The organism is Microcoleus sp. T3_B1 (genome assembly GCF_036700445.1).
Lineage (GTDB): Bacteria > Cyanobacteriota > Cyanobacteriia > Cyanobacteriales > Microcoleaceae > Microcoleus.
Window position 1 is genome coordinate 26004 of the sequence record NZ_JAUBOX010000064.1, and the last position, 20948, is coordinate 46951.

The window sequence follows — 20948 nt, forward strand, 5'->3', positions numbered from 1 at the left end:
TTGCCTGTTGCTTACAATGGTGCCTGTTCCACAATAAAATTCATCTCTTGTGGAACAGGCATCTTGCCTGTTGCTTACAATGGTGCCTGTTCCACAATAAAATTCATCTCTTGTGGAACAGGCATCTTGCCTGTTGCTTAAAATGGTGCAATATCTCCGTTACATCCCGTACATTGCTCGCGGCCGAACTTCCTTCATCAGAAAGTTGCCAAAGGAATAGAACACTGAGTCCGGTTAAAATTGCACTCTTCGGACTCAGAAGGCACAGCCAGAACCTCCAACTTTCCGCTCATCAAACTCAAAAGAGTCTGATTCATCAATAACCTCATTCCCGAAGACACCTGAGAATTATCGCTGCTCTTGGTAATATCACACTCCAAATCGTGCTTCAGCAAATCCCAAGACTCGCTCCAAGCACTCACTGAACGCTGATCGTCCACCCAAATGTGAACGTATCCAGATTCCGGCGAAGAATGCGCCGAAACAGAAATACTCCCCTCCTCCATCTGAGCAACAGCAGTATCTACCAAATTGACTAAAACTTGCCTAAACCTCGGCAAATCTGCCAATACATAAATCCCCGGATCTGGCGGCAATATCTCCAAACGAATGCCGCGATTAGCAGCTTGCAAGTAAGTTAAATCATCAACCTCGTCAAAAACCTTAGCTAACTGAATCGGCTCAATATCCATCCTTTCAGTGCCGTGTTCAGTTTTAGCAACAGAGATAATTTCATCTATTAATTTCACCAGCTTGAGTGCCGCGACGTGAGCTTGCTCGACAAACTCTCGTTCCTCAGCAGGATCGTCGCACAAATCCGAGAGAATTAATTGCAGCGTACCAATCATAGTGCTCAGGGGCGATCGCAACTCGTGAGAAGTTCGAGCCAAAAAACCAGCCTTAAATTGGCTCATCTCCGATGCCATCTGATAAGCCAATTGAGTTTGCTTAAGTTGCTCGGAAAGAGCATCAAACTTCTCTAAGTGAATTTCTTGAGGAGGTGGGGCTACTTTGGGCGCCGGTTCGGGCTGTTGCGAGCTTTTTTGCCGCAGGCGCCAAATCAAACTGCTTCCCAAACCCAGCCCCAGTCCCATACCTAAATATATAAAGTTGCTCCAGCCGATCGGCGCCATATTGCTTTGCCTTGGAGTTTAGCTTTTAGCATTCTAACTCGATCGTGCCTTGTCGCAATATTTCCCACCCGCTACCAGTCCATTTAGCCACAGTCGAAGGCAAACTCGAAGCTGTTGTCGCTGTTGCTAATTCAGAAGGAACTAATGTCAAGACTTCGGGAAACTGAGCCTCAATTTCTGCCACCGATTCCAGAGGCGGCTGGCCGGATAAATTAGCACTGGTAGTAGCCAAAGGGCCTGTCTCCTCTAGAATCTTGATCGCAAGGGGAAAGTTAGGAACTCGTACTCCGATTGTAGTTGGGTCGATCGAATTCATGACCGCCGGGACTTTTGCCGAAGCCGGCAGCACCAAAGTTAACGCCCCCGGCCAATAGGATTCGGCCACTTGCTGCCACAATTTAAACTCTGCTGGACTCCCCTGCACGTAAGGCCATAAAGCCTTGGCCGATGCTGCCATCAAAATCAGCGGTTTGTCTTGACTGCGGCGTTTAGCTGCAAAAATCAACTCCGAGCGATCGGGACGCGCAGCCAAAGCGGGTACAGTATCTGTAGGAAAACTGACGATATGATTACCAGAAATTGCCCCTTGAACTAGGGCATCGATCGAAACTTGTGTCATGCCATTTTAGATTTTAGATTTTAGATTTTAGATTTTAGAAGTACGACATATTCTTGAAACCTAAAGACGGTAGGCTAAGGCAAACCGATCGATTCCTGCTAAATCCGAAAATATCTGAACTTCACCGTAACTCCCGTGACTTTGCAGCATATCAGCTACCGCCTCAGCCTGTCCCGCCATCATCTCAACCAACCAAACTCCCCCGGATTCTAAATAATCGGGAGCCGTTTCTACCAAATGCCGGATGCAATCTAACCCGTCCAAACCGCCGTCTAAGGCCAGATGAGGTTCGTGCTTCAAAACTTCCGGTTCCAGAGTCAGCACCGTGCTGCTGGGAATGTAAGGGGGGTTAGACACCATGCCGCTGACTTGACCTTTGAGAAATTCTAGCGGTTCCCACCACAAACCTTGATAAAAATTAATTCGCGATTCAAAGCCCAAATTCTCAGCATTCAGTCGAGCAACTGCCAAAGCTTCCGAACTGCAATCTACCGCATAAACCCTAGCATTTGTCAACGCCGAAGCCAAGCCGATCGCGATCGCCCCGCTGCCCGTCCCCAAATCCACCCAATGCGATTTGGGATTGACACCATAGCTTTTAACAGCTTCTACAGCCAAATCGATCAGCAATTCCGTTTCAGGACGCGGAATTAGCACCGCCGGCGTTACTTTGAGCGAAAAATGCCGCCAATGTGCAACTCCCGTTAAATACTGCACCGGCACCCGTTCCTGCAAGCGCCGCTGCCACAATTGAGCAAGTTCAGATAAAGACAACTTTAATTCAATTTTTGGCAAATCTTTAAACGACTCCAAACGCAGAGCCAACCTATCCAAACCAGCCAGCTCTTTCAGCAGCCAGTCGATTTCTGCTAGGGGAATGTCAGAGGCTCTCGCCTCGGTTTTAGCTTGATTCGCCCATTCCCAAAGCTCTAAACCAGAAACAAACATAAGACTTTTTGGGAATTGGGCATCGGGCATCGGGCATCGGGAATTGGTAACTAATGACAACAGTCAATCGATTTTCGATTTTCGATTTTCGATTTTAGAGGCGACCCCACGGATAAATGCGGGGGCTTGAGGATTTTCGATTTTCGATTTTGGATTGATTCCACGGATAAATCACGTGGCGGGTACCACCTTTGAAATTCGTGGTCAACAGTCAACAGTTAACTGTCAACTGTCAACTGTCAACACTCAACTGTCAACTGACTAACTATTAGCGAGCTGGAGCCGGAGCTGGAGCCGGCCGAGCTGGAGCCGGAGAGGCTGGAGCCGGAGCAACCTGTGGATTTTGGCCCGCACCTGCTGGTTGGAGCGAGCGCACAAATTCCAGCGACTCCCGCGACGGAATCAAAATCATTTGGGTCAAAAACGGGTCGTTCTCAGTACGCAAAGCTTCCAAAACGCTCTCCAAGTTCACCACCTCAATCTTAATTGTGGCTGTCACGTTGGGCTGCTGCTGCTTAAAACGCTCGACCATTCCCTGTAAATCCTCCTTGTTAAAAAACAAGGGAATCACCTCTTGCTGACCCCGCTGAATCGTCAAATAACCATTTTCTGCGCCGCCTCTTGCCAAAAATAGAGGTACACCGTTGAATTCGTTAACTTGTTGACCAGTCTGCTGAAGTACAGTTTTAGCCGACTGCACCTGCTGCGGAGCCGGAACGAAAGCAAATTGCACTTCTTCGGGCTTGCCTTTATTTGCTTGAGTGATCTGATAAATTTCCCCCAGCGACACCGGCATCACGCGCACCGTGGCCGCCAACTGAGGATTTTTGGTTTTCAGTTGATCGACAAAAGCTTGAGCATCTTTCTGGCTGATGAAAATTCCCGCCACGGAAGCATTACCAGTTTGACCCTGACCCTGCTTGGGAACAGAAGCGATCAGGGGCGCACCCTGAGCGTCTGTAATCGTAAATACTGGTACCGGGCGCAATTTTTCCAAAATTTGCGGCTCCGGCAGTGCCAGTGCAGACATCTTGCCAATTGGGGAGGGGCCCAGCAGAGTGCTGCCGACAATTCCCAATATTGCGCCCAAACGAACTAATGATTTCATGTTTTTTCCATCAGGAGCGATCCTGAAACACATTAACGCAAAGACTGGCGACTTAACACGATCGGCAAAAACTGCCTCAATTTGTTTTCATTTTGACGAAATGTAAACATCAGAGACAGTTCTGCTTCAATCTATTATTTAACATTGTGCGATCGGGATGACAGGATTTGAACCTGCGACATCCTGCTCCCAAAGCAGGCGCGCTACCAAGCTGCGCTACATCCCGGTGTGATAGTTAGCTATCTTTTAACCATTAACTCACAAAACCCCTCCCTTGTCAAGCTTTTTTTGATTTTAGCTTTCAATGCAGCTACGGCGAAGTTGTCTTCAAGTTGTGCAGTTCGATCGTACTTGCTTTCGCTGCGGGGATACATCCAATCGTAACTGACCGCAGCGCACAGGAAGAGGAGGTGTTGGCAGCGTCAATTGCATTTCCTCAACAAATCAACGCCGACCTGCACCTCGCTCGCTAATCAGGGTACCAAAACATACCTTTAATCCCCTCTGGATCGGACATAAAGCCCAAATTGCGGTAAAAATCCACCACTTGAGGGTCAGCAAATAAGGTAATGTTGCTGATATCTTCACTGCGGAGTTTTTTAATGATGTATTTCATCAGCGCCTTGCCCATGCCCTTGCCCTGGTAGTCAGGATGAACTACCACATCCCAAAGCGTGGCATTAAAAGCATGGTCTGAAGTCGCTCTGGCGAAACCCACCAGCCGTCGCTGGCTGCCCCGCATCTCCCACATAGAGACGACTAGGAAGCTGTGCTGAATAGCTTTTTTGACTTTACGCAGGGGACGGCGGGACCAACCCACTGCATTACAAAGTTCTTCGAGTTCGTAGAGGTCAATGTCCCGATCGCAACTGAAAAAGATGCGAGCGTTTCCGCTGGCGGGCTTGCGAAACGTTGGGGAAAGCGGATCGCCTAACCCAACAGCCACATCTTCCTCAAAATCCGCTGTTTGGGGTACAGAGGCAGACTCAGAACTACTAAATAAGTTTTTCCAAAAACCCATGCAGGCGCGGTTAAGGTAGTAGAAGTTGGACGACGAGAAAGAGAACCAGACAGATAAACCCACTCCGATCGGCGTAGGATCAATTGCCGGTAGCCTCTTGAGGAACAGTTTACGGTACACTCATCTTACGCCGAAAACAGGGATTTGTCGTCCAACATTGAGTCTGCGCTTTTTTGATTCTGTCAAGTTTGGTAGAACTGTTCTGCTAGCAAGTGCCCGGACAACCCGCTTTTAAGGTAAAATTTGTTGCCGAACCAGGACAGAGGCATATTGGGAAATGCTTCTTTTGAGTGCCGCCGATCGCGCCGGAACTTATACCCTTGGTGGAAAATACCACTGGAATGGCGCAACGTGACATTCTCGTGATAAGTTCTCAGACAGATTTGAGTTTTGCTTTTAGTGAGGAGACGGGCACAATTTAAGTCGAATCGTCGAATCGAAAATCCCATTGCCATAAGGCATGGAAGAGTCAATACCAGTATATCTCCCGCACCTTCTCCTCAATTATGGCTTCGGGTTTAAAACCATCCACACTAGAACTTCTCAAGCGCTTTAACCGAGCGTTTCCGCAGTTTTATGAGCAATTTGTCAGCAGCGAAATCCAGTTGCAAAACCTCAAATTAGCTTACCAGCTTTACAAAACTCGGCAAGCAGTCATCGAAATCCGAGCCGAAGGTAACAAAAGTGCCCTGCATTTTGCTTACCGGAACCAGTCTTTTCTATTGAGCGATATTTTTGGAGTGCTCGCGGCCTACGGACTGACAATTCACAGTCTGAGTCTGTACGGTCAAATTTACCCGCCGATGCTGGTATTTATCAAATTGGTCGTATCTCGCGGTGGCAAGGTACTGGCAGATAAAACAGCAGAAAACGTCTGTAGGGCGGTTCGAGAGGCATTGGCGGGGCATTTTGAGGTTGAAGAGATGTTGGCGGTGGAATTTAATTTAGACGCGGGTTTAGAAGATGTGGCAACTGAATTCTACGTCGATCCGGTTTTCCACTTGCCAGCTTTGCTGATTGAAGCCGATAATCAACCTGGACTTTTTTACAAAGTTATGTATGCCATCTGGCAAGAGGATTTGTTGGTCGTAAATGCTAATTTGCTAGTTTGGCGGGGGCGAACTCGCCTGATTCTCTATTTGTTGGGCCCCAATGAAAGTTTAATTCCCGAATATCTGGGGCAGAAAATCGCTGAGGGGGTGCGACAAAGATTGCTAGGCGAGCGGTTTTAGGGCAAGCTGCCGATGCTCCCTAAATAACTAGATTTCTATAAGTAGACATTAGTTTGCAGAAGTTTTCCAGTGAGATAGGATAAAAAGCTCGGCAAAATTGTTCCTACAAACGAGTGTAGATAGCGGTTCTCATAAACATGGGACACGCCGAAACGAGGTTGTCAAGCTTTTTAACAAGCAGCCGGGAAGTCCCTCGGTATATTTAGAGGGGACGCATCTGAGCGCTGCGCGAAGTACCCCGAATAAATTACCGCAGGGATGAAAGGAGCGTCGGATGTCGCGGACGGAAGCCGACAAATAGACTTTGTGAGTACCTTAAACTTTGATGTACATTCTAAGTATTAAATTAAAAAAATGGTACATTAAAGTAGGTCGAAAAAAAGGAAGTTTCCGATGCAACTCACTTACAAATACCGCCTCAAGCCCACAAAAGTCCAACTAACAACGATTGTGGCTCATCTAGAACTCTGTCGCCGGCAGTACAACTACCGTTTGGGCGAGAGATTTAGGTGGTGGGAATCCACGAGAACACCTATCAACGCCTGTCCTTTAATTGTTTCCATAGTCCCTGTTGAGGAGATTTATCAAAATATTCCCTTAATTAGAGTGCAAACTAGGGATGGCAGAAGAAAGGATGAGTCAGGTAATCCTTTGACTAAGAAAGGTGACATTTTCTCGAATATTGAAGGCGGATATGTACAGTGGCAAAGCATACAACTGGCTGACATAAAAAACACAAAGAAGCTATTTCCTGATTACAAGGTGTTGGATTCTCAGGTTTTGCAAGATGTTGTTAACAGAGTAGAAACTTCTTTTTCAAACTTTACCACGCCCGACAAAAATGGCAATCGTAGAGGGAAACCTAAATTCAAAGGGCTTCACTACTATAAGTCTTTCACTTATCCTCAATTAGACAATCTTGATCTGGTCAAGGATGAGCAAAACAGGATTTGTATTAGCCTCGCGAAAATAGGTAAGCGTGCCTATGGTTTTCCACCGTTCAATACCAACAGGGTTCAAAGTTAAGACGGGAACAGTTATCCCAGAAGCGGATGGGTGGTATATTTCACTGACGCTAGAAGATAAAACAGTTCCCGTAACGGTTGCAGAAATTCAGCCGACGGTCGAAAATACTGTGGGTATCGATCTGGGAATCACTAATTACGCTTATCTTTCTAATGGCGAAAGAGTTGAAAATCCTAGATTCTTGAGGAAATCGATCCAGAAGTTAGCAAGACTTCAAGCGAAGCTGGCTGGCAGAGTTAAAGGTTCTAAGCCTTGGAAAACAATCAAGGACAAGATTTCTAAACTTCACCAATTTATAGCTAGAGCTAGACTGGATTTTCAGTTCAAAACGGCACATGAGCTATTTGGCAAATGTGATGTTTTAGTTGTTGAAGATTTGAAGGTCAAAAATCTGACTAGACGTGCAAAACCCAAGACTGATATTGACAACGGTAATTTAATTTATTTGCCGAATGGTCAGTCAGCTAAAAGTGGCTTGAATAAATCAATGCTTGATGCTGCTCATGGGCAATTCGTCAGCGTCCTCAAATATGCTGCTTGGAAGTTAGGTAAAGCTGTTCTATTTGTTGACCCGAAAGGAACTTCTCAACATTGCTGGAATTGCCTGAATAAGGTTCCGAAAGAATTGTCGGAGCGGTAGCATTCTTGCCAGTGTGGAGAATCTTTGGATCGAGATGAAAATTCAGCCAAACTCATAAAGAAGATTGGTCTAAATCACGAAAGTGGCGGGGGAACTTCGTCACTCAAAAAAGCCTTTGCAAAAAAGGAAAAAGAAGCCTGCGGTCTAACGGTAATCCGTTGACCGTCGGGTTAGTTCACGTTTTACAGCGCCTACTTACTTAAGTAAGCTCGCGGGACTACACGCAAAAGTCGCAAATATCCGCAAAAAGGCGCTCCATAAAATTACGTATCGCCTCGCCCAAAACTAGGGATAGGTAACGCTAGCTAGAAAATTAAGAGATTAAATAATTGTTGAATGCTAACAATTTAGTTTGTTCAATAGTTGAATGTAGGATGTACGAATTTAATTGGTAACTATCCGACAAAAAAATATCTAATTTGACACTGGAATACCGAGGGCTTACGACTTTCAGCTCGGCTAATTTTGGGAAAATTATGGCCGCAAAATGCCATTAAAAAATCGCGTTGATTTATGTCGCAATTGCGCTCATACAGCAGACAGAAATTTGAAGGGTGCAAAAAACATAGAACGCTGGTTTGAAGGAATATTTATTCCAGGGCGATCGCATAAAAGGGCAAGCTATGCCAAGATTGCCCGTGCAGTGGACAAAAATCTTGTAGCGTCAGCCTGAAAAAGCTTGAGAACACAGGGTTTCGGCGTACTCCCTCTTTCTGAGAAAGGCTATACATAGGTTTACATAGGTCTTAGAGAGCGGGTAGGATAAAAATATGGCAACAATCAACATCCTAGGGGTTCGGCACGCTTACGATTTGACGGCTCCGACTGCAACTTCCCCGGTTCTGGTATTTGTCCACGGCTGGCTGTTAAGCCGCCACTACTGGCAACCTTTGACCGATCGCTTGGCATCAAACTATCAGTGCCTTACCTACGATTTGCGGGGGTTTGGCGATTCTCAATCGGACGGTGGGGTTGATCGCGGGCATTCCGAACCGCTAAATTCCTGCTACACTCCGGCAGCTTACGCTCGCGATTTGGAAATTTTACTCGAAAAACTCGATATATCTTCTGCTTGGCTGGTGGGACACTCTCTCGGCGGTACGATCGCCCTTTGGGGAGCCAGCAAATTCTCCGATCGCGTTAAAGGCGTGGTCTGCATCAATGCAGGGGGCGGCATCTATCTTAAGGAAGAATTCGAGCGGTTTCGAGCGGTCGGCAAGCAGCTAGTGACAATGCGTCCCGGCTGGCTACCTCGCTTGCCCTTAGCAGATTACGTGTTTGCCCGCGATTCTGTAGCCCGCTCGATCGGCAGATCCTGGGGACGGCAGCGCTTAATAGATTTCGTGGGAGCTCATCCAGAGGCAGCTTTGGGGGCTTTGTTGGACTCCACCACAGAAGCCCAGATTCACCTATTGCCACAAATTGTCTCCCAACTCAAGCAGCCTGTTTATTTTATTGCCGGTACTAAAGACAAAATTATGGAACCAAAATACGTGCTGCATTTGGCTAGCTTTCACTGGATGTTCCAAGGTTGTGGCGAGAATGTCCTTCAGCTTCCCGATTGTGGCCATTTGGCAATGGTGGAACAGCCGGATGCAGTGGCTAGTTACCTGCAAAATATTCTGAAAGAACAGACTTAAAGGGCATTGCGTAAAGCGAAACCAAGGAATGGGGCCTTGGGCAGATATCCGGTTCGGGGAAGCGAAGCTTCCCAAATAGAAAGTTACAAGTTAAAAGTTAAAACATTTTTCCCTGTTCATTCCCTCAACATCGCTCCGTAAAATCACGTACACAATCCGTAAAATCCCGTACACAATCTGTTGCTGAACTTCCTTCGCCTAAATCTGTTATCTTAAATAGATAACTCTGCCCGATCGCCCTCTTGGGACAGACGTTTCGATTAAATAGTGGCTTTCAACTCTAAATTCTAATTCTGCTTAAATATCTGTGCGCGTTAACCTCACCGATCGGCAACAACACATCCTTTGGGCAACGGTTCGCCACTACATAGCAACAGCGGAACCCGTTGGCTCAAAAGCTTTGGCTGACGAATTCAACCTCAGCGTCAGCCCAGCTACAATTCGCAATGCGATGGGGACTCTTGAAAAAGCTGGACTGCTTTATCAGCCCCACACTTCGGCAGGACGAGTCCCCTCTGACTCCGGCTACCGAATTTATGTAGACCAGTTGATTCAGCCGTCTGATACGCTCGCCCGCAAGGTGGAACAGGTACTAGACCAACTCAATTGGTCGGATGGTCGCATGGACGCGGCACTCCGTGGCGCTGCTCAAATCCTGGCAACTATCAGCGGTTACATAGCCATGATCACCATTCCGCAAACCAATATGGCTTGCTTGCGCCACTTGCAACTGGTGCAGCTAGAGCCGGGAAAGGTGATGCTGATCGTGGTAACGGATGCCTACGAAACTCAGTCGGTTTTGGTGCAGTTGCCTTCAGACGCAGAAGGTAACAGGCCTGAGGCCGAAATTGTCGATCGCCAGTTGCAGATTTTGTCGAATTTTTTGAACAGCAAGTTGCGGGGACGATCGCTCTCGGAACTCTCGGCTGTAGACTGGAGCGAGTTAGACCGGGACTTTGAGCTGTACGCTGAGTGGATGGAAACCATGCTGACTGCTTTGAGCAGCCGCCAAACCAATCCAACCTACACGCGGATTCTGATCGGCGGTTTAGCAGAAGCGCTGCGCTTGCCTGAGTTTTCGCAGTTGCAGCAAGTTCAAACCCTGGTGCAACTGCTCGAACAAGAGCAAGAACTGCTTTGGCCTTTGATTTTTGAATCGCCTGAGTTGGACATCCCCGGAAAGCGGGTAACGGTGCGTATTGGTTCGGAAAATTCTTTAGAACCAATTCGTGGCTGTACTCTGATTTCTTCGACTTACCGCCGGGGATCAGTGCCGGTGGGTAGTGTTGGGGTTTTGGGGCCGACGCGGATGGTTTACGAAAATGCGATCGCGGTTGTGGAAGCTGCGGCCGATTATTTGTCAGAAGCTATTGGCGGAAATCGAGTGAGTTTTCCTGATGGGGATCGAGGGCGATCGGATAATCCGTTGTTAGATGCACCCTAATTTGATAGCCCCAAGCTTAACTGGCTTGGGGTTTTATTGTCTGTGGATGTACTCGCCACCTTTATAAACCGGGTTTGGTGACAAAAAAACTAGGCTTTTATCCCACATTCCACACCCTGGGGTGTCATACAGCATAATTACGCAGAAAACTATATCTTCTAAGTAACAAATTATGCTTTTAAAAAGTTTTTTATCCGTTAATCTACGGTATTATAGTATGATTTAAAGTTTTATTGCTAAATCAAAATAAGTAAAAACCGATAGTGACAGTTGAGGGTGCGGAATATGGGTTTGATACTATTTTTGGGGTAAGAAACTAAAGCTTCGCGCTTGACAAGAGAGTTTCCTAAATAACCCGGTTTCTGCGTCCATGAGCGGCTTGGAAAGTGGCAGGAGTGGCGAGCGATCGACTTTCCAGCGATCGCGAGAAAGAGATGGCGATGGTGAGCGATCGGGCATTCACAGAAAGTGGTCGCGGAGCGTTAGTCGAACGGCGGGTTTAGCAGCCCAACTGACGAGTTTTGTTGCCAACAGGGTGGGCTGCTAAACCCGCTCTAGGGATAGCGGCTACGACCAATGAATAGAGGAGGCGCGTACCCCAGGAGCGTCGCTTCCCAAGGCAGCCGAATGTCAAAATATTAAGACATTTTAGAGAGTTCGTCAAAAACAACTAAAAAAGATTAGTGTTGATATGAAAGCAATATTTCTTTTGGGAATAGCCCGGGTTAGACAATTGCAAATAACTTGCAGTGAATTTGGCTTGATTGCCACTCCATAAAAAATTTAACCGCTGAGTTAAGATCGAAACGAAATTTAGGGAATTTTCTTTTAGCATTCAATGAAATCGACCGATAAAACTAAAAATACCTTTGCGATCACAACGCCTCTGTATTATGTAAACGATTTACCTCACGTTGGCAGCGCTTATACGACTATGGCTGCGGATGCCCTAGCCCGATTTGAGCGGCTGCGGGGCAAATCTGTTTTGCTGGTTACGGGGACGGACGAACACGGGCAGAAAATTCAGCGGACAGCCGAGAGTTTGGGACGATCGCCCCAAGCTCACTGCGATTCAGTAGTTCCGGCGTTTGAGGCGCTGTGGGAGCAACTCGACATCCAGTACGATCGCTTCATCCGCACAACTTCGCGGCGCCACGAGTACATTGTCAAAGAATTTTTCCAGCGCGTCTGGAACTCCGGCGACATCTACTTGAACCAGCAACAAGGCTGGTACTGCGTCTCCTGTGAAGAATTCAAGGATGAACGGGAATTGTTGCCGGGAAATCGGTGTTCTGTCCACACCAGCAAGGAAGTTGAGTGGCGCGACGAGGAAAATTACTTTTTCCGTCTGTCGCGGTATCAAGAGCAACTGCTGGCCTTGTACGCAGAACGTCCCGACTTCATCGCGCCGGAAAGCCGACGCAACGAAGTGCTCAGTTTCGTCAACTCTGGACTGCAAGACTTTTCGATTTCTAGAGTGAATCTCGAATGGGGTCTGCCAATGCCAGTTGACCCCAGTCACAGCATCTACGTCTGGTTTGACGCTTTGCTGGGATACGTCACCGCCTTGCTAGATCCGGACAGCGACCCGATGTTGGAGAATGCTTTATCTAAATGGTGGCCGGTTGACTTGCATTTGATCGGCAAAGATATTCTTCGCTTCCACGCAGTTTACTGGCCGGCAATGCTGATGTCAGCGAATCTACCGGTGCCGGGTCGCGTTTTCGCACACGGGTTTTTGACCAAAGACGGCAAAAAAATGGGGAAAACGGAGGGTAATACTTTAAACCCTGTCGAATTGGTCAACAAATACGGCGCTGATGCAGTACGTTACTATTTCCTCAAAGAAATTGAGTTCGGAGAGGACGGCGATTTTAACGAAACTCGGTTTATCAATATATTGAATGCTGAGCTAGCAAATGATTTGGGAAATTTGCTTAACCGCACGTTAAACATGGCTCGCAAATATTGCGGTGCCTGCGTACCAAATGTGTTGGGAGAAAACATTGAGGGCGACAACCTTCTCAAGGCTATGAGCCTGGATTTGGGCGATCGAGTAGCAGATTTTTACGAGGAGTTGGCTTTTAGCAAGGCTTGCGAAGCGGTGCTTGCATTAGTTCGAGCCGGAAACAAGTTTATTGACGTGCAAGCACCTTGGAGTTTGTACAAGCAGGGACAAATCGAAAGTGTCGAACAGGTGCTATATTCTGTTCTGGAATCTGTTAGACTAGCATCTTACCTTTTGTCGCCGATTATTCCCAATATCAGCAACGCTATCTATCAACAGCTAGGTTTTTCAATTGACTTTAACGATCGAGTTACAGTTAACAGTTTAGCGAATTTTGCAGCTCATGCTGCTTGGGGCGCTTTGCCGGCAAACCAAACTCTGGGGGAACCCCAACCTGTTTTTAAGCGGATCGAACTGCTGTAAACAGTACCTTCATAGTTGGCAGCCAGGGCTCTGGGTGTTATGACAGACTACGAATTAGCAGTTATTTCCTTACCAATCTTTCATAAAAATCGAGGCATAACAATCATGTTGAATAGAATAGAAAGCAACGACCTTTTTACGCCGGAACAGGTTCTAGAAAATCGGGGTAGAGTGGCAATTTTTATTGACGGTTCTAACCTTTTTTACGCGGCTTTGCAGTTAGGAATTGAGATTGATTACACTAAGCTGCTGTGCCGTTTAACTGCGGGTTCGCGGCTGCTGCGCTCTTTCTTCTACACGGGTGTCGATCGCACTAACGAGAAACAGCAGGGGTTTTTGCTGTGGATGCGCCGCAACGGCTACCGCGTGATTTCTAAGGATTTGGTACAGTTGCCAGATGGTTCTAAGAAGGCGAATTTGGATGTAGAAATCGCTGTGGATATGATGGCTTTAGTGGGGTCTTACGACACGGCGGTACTGGTGAGCGGTGACGGCGATTTGGCTTATGCTGTAGACGCTGTGAGCTATCGCGGTGTGCGGGTTGAGGTGGTGAGTTTGCGATCGATGACGAGCGACAGTTTGATTAATGTAGCCGATCGCTATATCGATTTGGAAATGATTAAGGACGACATCCAAAAAACATCGCGCCCTAATTATGCTTACCGCCCTTTGTCGGGTCTGAGCTTGATGGAGGAACACGACGACAGATAGGGGTTGGGTAATGGGTAATGGGTAACGGGTAATGGGTGAGGGTTAATGGGTTGAATCATTGAGAATTAAAAGTTAAAAATTTAGACCAAACATGACACATTTTTAATTTTTGATTAAGTGTTTTTCAAGAGCCAATTATTAATTACCAATTACCAATTACCAATTCCCAATAACCAATGATTAATCTCAAATCCCAAATTCCCACTTTCAAATCCCCAAAATTGATGCTGCTATTTTTATCAGCACTGATTTTGGGGATTGGTGCTTGTGCGGTTCCGCAAGAGACTCAAAAGAACAAATTAGCTGAGGATCTCAAAACTGCTCAACAGTCAAACAGCACTTTAACTTTGAACAAAGTAACTCTAGAACAAGCAAACGAAAAGGGTGAGACGTTCTGGAAAGTAAACTCGCAAAATGCCGTTTACAGCAAAGACAAAAAGATAGTTAACGTTCAGAAACCAGTGGGCAAATTGTTTCAGGACGGCAAAGAAATTTACGATATTCAGGGAGAAACCGGGCAGGTATTTCAGGAAGGAAATCAGGTTTTTCTCAAAGGTAACATAGTCGCTAAAGACCTGAAAAATGGAGTGGTATTGCGGGGAAATGAGTTGGAGTGGCGGCCGAAGGAAGATGTTTTAGTTGTCCGCAATAATTTGACTGGAGAGAACAAACAGGTGACGGCTTCAGCGAAGGAAGCGCGGGTTTTCAGTAGGGCTAAGAGGATGGAGTTATTCGGTTCTGTGGTGGCGAATGTTAAAGATCCGGTTTTGCAATTGCGAACCGAGCACTTAGTGTGGTTTGTGGATCAACAAAAAGTAAACAGCGCCAAACCGACTCAAATTGATAGATACAAAGATAAAACAGTAACAGACAGCGGTTTTGCCGACCAAGTAGATGTAGACTTAAAAACCAAGATTGCGACGCTGACAAAAAACGCTCAGTTGATGCCATCAGACCCGCCGCTGCAAATAGAAAGCAGTTTGATGAGTTGGAATTTTCCGGCGCAATCTGTGGTGTCGCCCGGGCCTGTGAAGGTTTTTCACCGCGTGGAAAAGGTGACGATGACTGGGGATACGGGGCGGGGAGATTTAGAGAAAAAAGTTTTTTATTTGACGGGGAATGTGGTAGGAATTGGGGAAAAACGTCAAGCTCAATTAAATACCGATCGCGTAACTTGGTATTTAACTAACCAGACTTTTGATGCAGAAGGAAATGTGGTATATCGGCAGTTAAATCCGGTGTTTAATTTGACAGGGCCGAGGGCGGCGGGAGAGTTGAAAAATCAAACTGTGATTGTCAAAGGCGACGGTGGCGGCGGCCAAGTGGTTACGGAATTTGTACCGGACGAGTATAAGGGAACTTTGGGACAGTAGATGGGATTGCGATCGCAGATGTTGGCAGATGAGCGCTGATGAACGCACATTCAATTAAGATTGAATTGAGTAAGGAGGGGTTGGGATGACGACAACTTTAGAAACAACTTTAGAAAGGCTTGATGAACCTATCTTAATTGACGGATTAAGTTGGAGAGAGTTTAAGGGTGTTGAACTGCTTCTCTCGTGTCCGGGCGTGCGGCTTTCGTTTTGAGATGGGGTGTGGGAGATTAGACCTGTGCCTGGAAGAAAAAACGAAACTGCTAAACAGCGGATTTCAACGCTATCTCGCTCAGCGCCCTACGTTTCCGTAGATCGCCCATGCAGTCAAATCTTTTTCTGTTTCGCATCTGATTCTACCTGAACTCATGGCACTGTTGAGTTTAGGGTTGATTTAGCTACTATGCACGATCGACTATTAAGTTATTGTGCATCTAGGTTGCCATTTCCTCTATTTGAGAATCCTTGTGGGACGGGCCAGAGAGCCCCTTGAAAAAAAAGCGCAATTTAGCTGACGTAAGCTTAAGAGTTACGCATAGAACCCCCAAACCCTTTTTCCAAGAGGGCTTTCAAGTTCCCCCTTTTTTAGGGCAGCACGGGGAAGGTGGGTTTCAGATTCTATAGTTCGTAATACCAATTTAATGTGAAGTTGCACATATCTCGATCCCCCTAAATCCCCCTGATTGTTGGGGAGTAGGGGTTGACTTTGAGAAGAATCTTGTCCCCCCCTTATTAAGGGGGGCTAGGGGGGATCGAGATATATGCAGCCTCATACAAAATTGGTATTAGATTTTAGATTATTCGATTTTAGTAGGTGAGTCGGGTGCGTAGTTCCCACTATTATTCGCGGGTGCAATTACTTTTTGCCTAAGTTTTGTTTGAGATTAGGGATTATTTGATTGGAAATTTGAGATTGTGGATTAAATTATTGAGTGGTGGATTAATTTGGGGATAGCTTGTAAAAGTTGGGCTTCGCTGTAAGGTTTGGTGAAGTATTGATTGGCGCCTAATTCCATTGCCATTTGCCGATGTTTTGCCCCGCTACGGGATGTCAGCATAGCTACGGGAATCTTAGCAAACCGTTCGGTCGATCTGATCGATCGCAACAATTCAAATCCATCCATCCGGGGCATTTCAATATCCACGATCGCCAAACTGCAATCAAGACCATTTTGCAACTTTTCCAGGGCATCCAGGCCGTCTTTAGCCTGTACCACCCGGTAGCGAGCACGAGTCAGCGTCAGAGACAGCAACTGGCGAATTGTATAGGAATCATCCACTACCAAAATCTGCGGTGACTGACTCGAACTCGCCGGTATCTCCTGCACTTTACCGGAGATAGCGGCGATCGAACTATTTACCACAGGTTGGCCCACCAAATCGTCCACATCCAGAATATTCACCACGCGCCCGTCCCCCAAAATCGTAGTCCCCAAAACGCCGCGAGGCTTGGATAGAGGCGGCGGCAAAGGTTTAACCACTATTTCCTGCTGACCGATCAGCCGTTCCACTGCCACCGCCAGCATTCCTTCGGTAGAAGCCAAAACCAGGACGGGAATTTCCTCTTGGGTCAAAGGGTCAGGAGAGGGGGCATCCGGCCCGACGACGCTGTATTCGAGCAAATCTTGCATTCTCACCAAACGAATAAATTCCTCCCGCCACCACAGCATCGGCTGATTGCCGGCAATGTGAACTTCCGAGGCTTTAATGTGCAGAATTTCCTCGACTGCATCAAGCGGCACTGCTATTTTATTGTGATCGGTTTTCACCATCAAAGCATCAGTAATCGACAACAGCAGTGGCAGTTTAATAATAAAACTCGTACCTTTTCCCAGGCGAGAGTCTACCTTCACAGTTCCCCGCACAGTCCGCAAATTTGTTCGCACCACGTCGAGCCCGACTCCCCGCCCCGAAAGGTCGCTGACCCCTTCAGTAGTGCTGAAACCCGCCCAAAACAGAAAATCGTAGAGTTCGGCAATGGAAAATTCTTGAGCTTGTTCCTCCGTAGCCAAACCCTTTGTGACAATTTTACGGCGAATCATTTCCGGGTCAATGCCTTTGCCATCATCGGCGACAGTAATAATAGTTTGGCCGCCTTGGTGGCGGGCTTCTATTTCTATTTGACCGCTGGCCGGCTTGCCGCTTGCTTTCCGAACTTCGGGCATTTCGATGCCGTGGTCGAAAGCGTTTCTCACTAAGTGTATTAAGGGGTCGCGCAAAGCATCGAGCAAACTTTCGTCAATTTTGGTATCTCTTCCCACTAGCAGCAGGTTGACATCCTTATCGTATGTGAGACACATCTCTCGGAGGGCTCTGGGCAAGTGATCGACGGCGCGACTGAAACTCACGACTCGCAACTGCATGACGCGACTGCGTAGTTGTTCGGTAATGCGACGCAGTTGGTCGGTACTGCGCTCGAATTTCATGGCTAAGGTGTCTAATTTGGTGGCGGATTGAGAAATTGCTTGGGCAGTTTCGATGACTTCTGCGGCTGTCGAGTGGAACTCTGTATAACGATCCATCTCTAAGATATCGAAGTGAGCATGAAGCGGAGAGGATTTGCCGTTAGCAATCATGGGGAATTCTGTTTCTGCTGCTGCAAGTTTTCCCAATCCAGAGTTCCCGTTTCCCCCTCTCCACTCTGCAAAGCTCAGTCTGTCGTATTCTTCTCGCAACTGGCCGCCGAATTGGTTCAAATCTACGATATTGCGGCGGATGCGCTTGACTTCGCCGCGCAGTTCGGATTCTTGAAGTTCTAAATTTGTACGGTTGATGACTAATTCCCCGACTAAATTCACCAATTCAGTTAAGCGTTCTAAGTCTACCCGGATTGTCGGCCTTTGCGGGTTGGGGACTGGGAGAGTCGGGGAGGGGGAGATTTCGGGGGGAGTGGGAGTGGGGGAGAGTGGGGGAGTGGGAGTGGGGGAGAGTGGGAGAGTGGGAGTGGGGGAGAGGGAGAGGGGGAGAGTGGGGGAGGGGGAGAGTGGGAGAGTGGGGGAGGGGGAGAGGGGGAGAGTGGGAGTGGGGGAGATTTCGGGGATGTCGATCGCCCTTCCTTCCAATATTTGTTGGCGTGCGGTTTGCAAGTTTTGGGCGATCGCCCAACCGTCGGATTGCAACCGTTGTAGAGTCAAGTCTGGAGAGTCAATCAAATCTCTGAGGGCTGCGGCGACTTTCCCAAAATCCGGCAATTGCAGCATTCCAGCCAAACCGGAGAGTTGGTAGTAAACCTGGTTGAGGGCGGTGACGCTTGTTGCCAAATCTGCTTCGGAAGCTTGGGAAAGCTCGGTTTCTAGGCGATTGAAGAGTGCCGGCACTTGCTGTTCAAAAATCAGTTTCAGCGTTTCCGGGGCGGACGATTGGCTGACTGCGGGAACTTGCGGCGGTTCTGACTTGCCGTACTTGGCCTGGAACTGGGCGAAAATTTGGGCGATCGCCTCCAAGTTTTCCGTTTGATCCGGAGTTGTAATATCGGAGTGTTGAACTGATTCGATCGTAATCTTTTTGAGAGCATCCACCCCCTGCAGCAAAACACTCACAGTAGTCGGTTCCAGGGCCGCCAAGTCTGTGCGATCGCGCAAAATGACAAAACAGTCCTCCAGCGTGTGAGCCGCCGCCGATACGTTTTGAAAGCCCAACATCGAACCCGCACCTTTAATCGAGTGAGCGGCCCGAAACATTTCTTTAACTGCAGCTTGTCGCTCTTTCAAACCCGCAGCTTCCATCGCCAGCAGATTTGTTTCCATTGACTGGAGAAACTCTTCGCATTCTGCGGTGAAAGCATCTATTAATTCGTTTAAATCGTCATCATTCATATGAGCGGCCAAGATAAGCGGCCAGTAGTTTTGAACTCTTACCGATAACCTCGGTTCTTTGCTAATCGTTTGAACTCAAGGAATTTTCTAAGGAATTTTCTTTCGTTATTTCCGATCGCAAGCCAAGTTGTTGCCGCACTGCTTGCAATGATTTTCCTCTTTTTGCCTTCGGGCGATCGCTTGGAGGTGGCACATCGTCAGCCGAAATAACTGGTTTTTTTAGAGCAGCAAGGAGTTGGTTTAATTCTTCTTGAAGTTCTTCCACTGATTCTCCAAAAGGTGCGGTTTCTTTTTCAGAGCAGGCTGCGATCGCACCCTTATCGTCATAATACACCGTGCGAATTGTGTACCCGCCATCCTCAAAAAATACTCGATAATCCCAGTTCATCATAGTTCTTCCTCTTCTCCTTGAAATATGTATATATTCTCATGCTTGCCAGCGATGCGATCTCTACTGACAATTTTAACTTGCTTGTCAACTTTGTACAAAACCTGATATACGCCCACTCTCAATTCCCATTCTGCTGTATTATTTGGACGCAGGGCTTTCCGGTTGCGCGTCTCAGTAGTGGGTTCATAACAAAGGTTAGCCTCAATACCGTCAACAATTACATTCTGTTCGTGTTTCGTGAACGAACCTGACGGTCAACTGAGTACAGTTAGACCGCAGGCTTCTTTTTCCTTTTTTTTCTCATGCTTTTTTGAGTGACGGAGTTCCCCCGCCACTTTTGTAACTCAGACCAATTTTTCTTATGAGTTTGGCTGAATTTTCATCTCGATCCAAAGATTCTCCACATTGACAAGAATGCCACCGTTCCGATAATTCTTTCGGGACTTTGTTGAGGCAGTTCCAACAGTGCTGGGAAGTTCCCTTTGGATCAACAAATAAAACACTTTTACCTAGTTTCCAGGCGACATATTTCAGAACGTTGGCGAATTGCCCGTGAGCAGCATCAAGCATGGATTTATTCAAACCACTCTTAGCTGACTGACCGTTAGGCAAATAAACCAAATTACCCTTCTCAATATCAGTCTTGGGCTTGGCACGTCTAGTTAGATTTTTGACGCTCAAATCTTCAACAACTAAAACCTCACACTTGCTAAGTAGCTCATGTGCAGTTTTAAATTGAAAATCTAATCTAGCTCTAGCTACGAACTGATGGAGTTGGGAAACCTTGTCCTTGATTATTTTCCAAGGTTGAGAACCCTTGACTCTATTAGCTAACTTCGCTTGAAGCCTTGCTAATTTCTGAGCCGATTTCCTCAAAAATCTAGGATTCTCAACTCTTTCGCCATTGGAAAGATAGACGTAATTAGTGACTCCCAAATCAATGCCAACAGTATTTTCGACCGTCGGTTGAATTTCTGCAACCGTTACGGGAACCGTTTTATCTTCTAGCGTCAGGGAAATATACCACCCATCTGCTTTTCTGATAACTGTACCCGTCTTAACTTTGAATCCTTTTGGTATGGGACGGTGAAAGACCATAGGCACGCTTACCTATTTTTGTGAGGCTAATACAAATCCTGTTTTGTTCATCTTTGACAATATCTAAGTTGTCTAATTGAGGGTAACTGAAGGATTTGTAGTAGTGAAGCCCTTTGAATCTTGGCTTGCCTCTACGATTGCCGTTTTTGTCGGGCGTGGTGAAGTTTGAAAAGGAAGTTTCAACTCGGTTGACGACATCTTGCAAAACCTGGGAATCTAACACTTTATAATCAGGGAATAATTTTTTAGTGTTTTTCAGGTCAGCTAATTGTATCGTCTGCCACTGTACATATCCGCCTTCAATGTTTGAGAAAACAT

At 46.9% G+C, this 20948-nt stretch carries 19 protein-coding genes, 1 tRNA gene and 1 pseudogene; 11 read left to right on the forward strand and 10 right to left on the reverse strand.

The features are described from left to right. Positions 1 to 197 precede the first annotated feature (197 nt). The 6 genes from QT990_RS26145 to QT990_RS26170 all read right to left on the reverse strand — a co-directional run bounded on the left by QT990_RS26145 (position 198) and on the right by QT990_RS26170 (position 4829). A complete protein-coding gene (locus QT990_RS26145; RefSeq protein ID WP_333145144.1) occupies positions 198 to 1133 on the reverse strand; it encodes a sensor histidine kinase in 936 nt (311 codons plus the stop codon). 25 nt (positions 1134 to 1158) lie between these two features. Continuing rightward, positions 1159 to 1752 (reverse strand): L-threonylcarbamoyladenylate synthase, encoded by a 594-nt coding sequence (locus tag QT990_RS26150; protein ID WP_333145143.1) that lies wholly within the window; start codon positions 1750 to 1752, stop codon positions 1159 to 1161. 60 nt (positions 1753 to 1812) lie between these two features. Beyond that, a complete protein-coding gene (prmC, locus tag QT990_RS26155; RefSeq protein WP_333145160.1) occupies positions 1813 to 2700 on the reverse strand; it encodes a peptide chain release factor N(5)-glutamine methyltransferase in 888 nt (295 codons plus the stop codon). Positions 2701 to 2968: 268 nt separating this feature from the next. Continuing rightward, positions 2969 to 3808 carry a Tic22 family protein gene (locus tag QT990_RS26160; protein ID WP_333145142.1) on the reverse strand — a complete coding sequence of 280 codons (840 nt, stop codon included), beginning with the start codon at positions 3806 to 3808 and terminating at the stop codon, positions 2969 to 2971. A gap of 152 nt (positions 3809 to 3960) precedes the next feature. After that, a tRNA-Pro gene (locus QT990_RS26165) sits at positions 3961 to 4034 on the reverse strand. A 243-nt stretch (positions 4035 to 4277) separates the two neighbouring features. Continuing rightward, entirely contained in the window at positions 4278 to 4829 is a 552-nt protein-coding gene (locus QT990_RS26170) for a GNAT family N-acetyltransferase (protein ID WP_172187348.1), read from the reverse strand. 506 nt (positions 4830 to 5335) lie between these two features. On the opposite strand from QT990_RS26170, the gene QT990_RS26175 reads away from it, so the two are divergent. The 11 genes from QT990_RS26175 to QT990_RS26225 all read left to right on the forward strand — a co-directional run bounded on the left by QT990_RS26175 (position 5336) and on the right by QT990_RS26225 (position 15540). Further along, on the forward strand, positions 5336 to 6061 hold the full coding sequence (locus QT990_RS26175; RefSeq protein WP_006631881.1) for a hypothetical protein: 726 nt from the start codon (positions 5336 to 5338) through the stop codon (positions 6059 to 6061). Positions 6062 to 6454: 393 nt separating this feature from the next. Beyond that, positions 6455 to 7087, forward strand: a complete 633-nt coding sequence (locus QT990_RS26180) for a helix-turn-helix domain-containing protein (protein WP_333145140.1) — start codon at positions 6455 to 6457, stop codon at positions 7085 to 7087. Further along, the gene (locus QT990_RS26185) at positions 7047 to 7727 is read left to right on the forward strand and encodes a transposase (protein WP_333145139.1); all 681 of its coding nucleotides are present in this window, start codon (positions 7047 to 7049) and stop codon (positions 7725 to 7727) included. Before QT990_RS26180 ends, QT990_RS26185 begins: the two co-directional genes overlap by 41 nt. A 487-nt stretch (positions 7728 to 8214) precedes the next feature. Continuing rightward, entirely contained in the window at positions 8215 to 8400 is a 186-nt protein-coding gene (locus QT990_RS26190; RefSeq protein ID WP_333145138.1) for a hypothetical protein, read from the forward strand. 97 nt (positions 8401 to 8497) lie between these two features. After that, positions 8498 to 9367: an alpha/beta hydrolase gene (locus QT990_RS26195; RefSeq protein ID WP_333465931.1), complete on the forward strand. Its 870-nt coding sequence runs from the start codon at positions 8498 to 8500 to the stop codon at positions 9365 to 9367. A 301-nt stretch (positions 9368 to 9668) separates the two neighbouring features. Beyond that, the gene (gene hrcA, locus QT990_RS26200; RefSeq protein WP_445252081.1) at positions 9669 to 10811 is read left to right on the forward strand and encodes a heat-inducible transcriptional repressor HrcA; all 1143 of its coding nucleotides are present in this window, start codon (positions 9669 to 9671) and stop codon (positions 10809 to 10811) included. A gap of 370 nt (positions 10812 to 11181) precedes the next feature. Then, positions 11182 to 11358, forward strand: a complete 177-nt coding sequence (locus QT990_RS26205; RefSeq protein WP_333145135.1) for a hypothetical protein — start codon at positions 11182 to 11184, stop codon at positions 11356 to 11358. A gap of 291 nt (positions 11359 to 11649) precedes the next feature. Next, a complete protein-coding gene (gene metG / locus QT990_RS26210) occupies positions 11650 to 13242 on the forward strand; it encodes a methionine--tRNA ligase (RefSeq protein WP_333145134.1) in 1593 nt (530 codons plus the stop codon). Between the two features lie 105 nt (positions 13243 to 13347). Then, on the forward strand, positions 13348 to 13953 hold the full coding sequence (locus QT990_RS26215; protein WP_006631885.1) for a LabA-like NYN domain-containing protein: 606 nt from the start codon (positions 13348 to 13350) through the stop codon (positions 13951 to 13953). 176 nt (positions 13954 to 14129) lie between these two features. After that, the gene (gene lptC / locus QT990_RS26220; RefSeq protein WP_333465932.1) at positions 14130 to 15326 is read left to right on the forward strand and encodes an LPS export ABC transporter periplasmic protein LptC; all 1197 of its coding nucleotides are present in this window, start codon (positions 14130 to 14132) and stop codon (positions 15324 to 15326) included. Between the two features lie 85 nt (positions 15327 to 15411). Next, complete coding sequence (locus QT990_RS26225; protein ID WP_333145132.1) at positions 15412 to 15540, forward strand: hypothetical protein; 129 nt, start codon at positions 15412 to 15414, stop codon at positions 15538 to 15540. A 706-nt stretch (positions 15541 to 16246) separates the two neighbouring features. Here QT990_RS26225 and QT990_RS26230 read toward each other — a convergent pair. From QT990_RS26230 to QT990_RS26245, 4 genes and pseudogenes are all read right to left on the reverse strand, one after another. Further along, positions 16247 to 19141, reverse strand: coding sequence for a hybrid sensor histidine kinase/response regulator (locus QT990_RS26230; RefSeq protein ID WP_333301027.1), 2895 nt, complete (start codon positions 19139 to 19141; stop codon positions 16247 to 16249). Between the two features lie 61 nt (positions 19142 to 19202). After that, positions 19203 to 19532, reverse strand: a complete 330-nt coding sequence (locus QT990_RS26235) for a hypothetical protein (protein WP_333148424.1) — start codon at positions 19530 to 19532, stop codon at positions 19203 to 19205. Positions 19533 to 19832: 300 nt separating this feature from the next. Further along, positions 19833 to 20630 carry a transposase gene (locus QT990_RS26240; protein WP_333465933.1) on the reverse strand — a complete coding sequence of 266 codons (798 nt, stop codon included), beginning with the start codon at positions 20628 to 20630 and terminating at the stop codon, positions 19833 to 19835. Beyond that, positions 20590 to 20948: pseudogene (locus QT990_RS26245) on the reverse strand (hypothetical protein); the annotation flags it as partial. The pseudogene QT990_RS26245 and the gene QT990_RS26240, both read right to left, overlap by 41 nt.

What these genes read in the sequence shown, in the direction of transcription:
- QT990_RS26145 (WP_333145144.1), bottom strand. Translation starts at nt 1,133, where the DNA reads ATGGCGCCGATCGGCTGGAGCAACTTTATATATTTAGGTATGGGACTG.
- QT990_RS26150 (WP_333145143.1), bottom strand. Translation starts at nt 1,752, where the DNA reads ATGACACAAGTTTCGATCGATGCCCTAGTTCAAGGGGCAATTTCTGGT.
- prmC (WP_333145160.1), bottom strand. Translation starts at nt 2,700, where the DNA reads ATGTTTGTTTCTGGTTTAGAGCTTTGGGAATGGGCGAATCAAGCTAAA.
- QT990_RS26160 (WP_333145142.1), bottom strand. Translation starts at nt 3,808, where the DNA reads ATGAAATCATTAGTTCGTTTGGGCGCAATATTGGGAATTGTCGGCAGC.
- QT990_RS26170 (WP_172187348.1), bottom strand. Translation starts at nt 4,829, where the DNA reads ATGGGTTTTTGGAAAAACTTATTTAGTAGTTCTGAGTCTGCCTCTGTA.
- QT990_RS26175 (WP_006631881.1), top strand. Translation starts at nt 5,336, where the DNA reads ATGGCTTCGGGTTTAAAACCATCCACACTAGAACTTCTCAAGCGCTTT.
- QT990_RS26180 (WP_333145140.1), top strand. Translation starts at nt 6,455, where the DNA reads ATGCAACTCACTTACAAATACCGCCTCAAGCCCACAAAAGTCCAACTA.
- QT990_RS26185 (WP_333145139.1), top strand. Translation starts at nt 7,047, where the DNA reads ATGGTTTTCCACCGTTCAATACCAACAGGGTTCAAAGTTAAGACGGGA.
- QT990_RS26190 (WP_333145138.1), top strand. Translation starts at nt 8,215, where the DNA reads ATGCCATTAAAAAATCGCGTTGATTTATGTCGCAATTGCGCTCATACA.
- QT990_RS26195 (WP_333465931.1), top strand. Translation starts at nt 8,498, where the DNA reads ATGGCAACAATCAACATCCTAGGGGTTCGGCACGCTTACGATTTGACG.
- QT990_RS26205 (WP_333145135.1), top strand. Translation starts at nt 11,182, where the DNA reads ATGAGCGGCTTGGAAAGTGGCAGGAGTGGCGAGCGATCGACTTTCCAG.
- metG (WP_333145134.1), top strand. Translation starts at nt 11,650, where the DNA reads ATGAAATCGACCGATAAAACTAAAAATACCTTTGCGATCACAACGCCT.
- QT990_RS26215 (WP_006631885.1), top strand. Translation starts at nt 13,348, where the DNA reads ATGTTGAATAGAATAGAAAGCAACGACCTTTTTACGCCGGAACAGGTT.
- lptC (WP_333465932.1), top strand. Translation starts at nt 14,130, where the DNA reads ATGATTAATCTCAAATCCCAAATTCCCACTTTCAAATCCCCAAAATTG.
- QT990_RS26225 (WP_333145132.1), top strand. Translation starts at nt 15,412, where the DNA reads ATGACGACAACTTTAGAAACAACTTTAGAAAGGCTTGATGAACCTATC.
- QT990_RS26230 (WP_333301027.1), bottom strand. Translation starts at nt 19,141, where the DNA reads ATGAATGATGACGATTTAAACGAATTAATAGATGCTTTCACCGCAGAA.
- QT990_RS26235 (WP_333148424.1), bottom strand. Translation starts at nt 19,532, where the DNA reads ATGATGAACTGGGATTATCGAGTATTTTTTGAGGATGGCGGGTACACA.
- QT990_RS26240 (WP_333465933.1), bottom strand. Translation starts at nt 20,630, where the DNA reads ATGGTCTTTCACCGTCCCATACCAAAAGGATTCAAAGTTAAGACGGGT.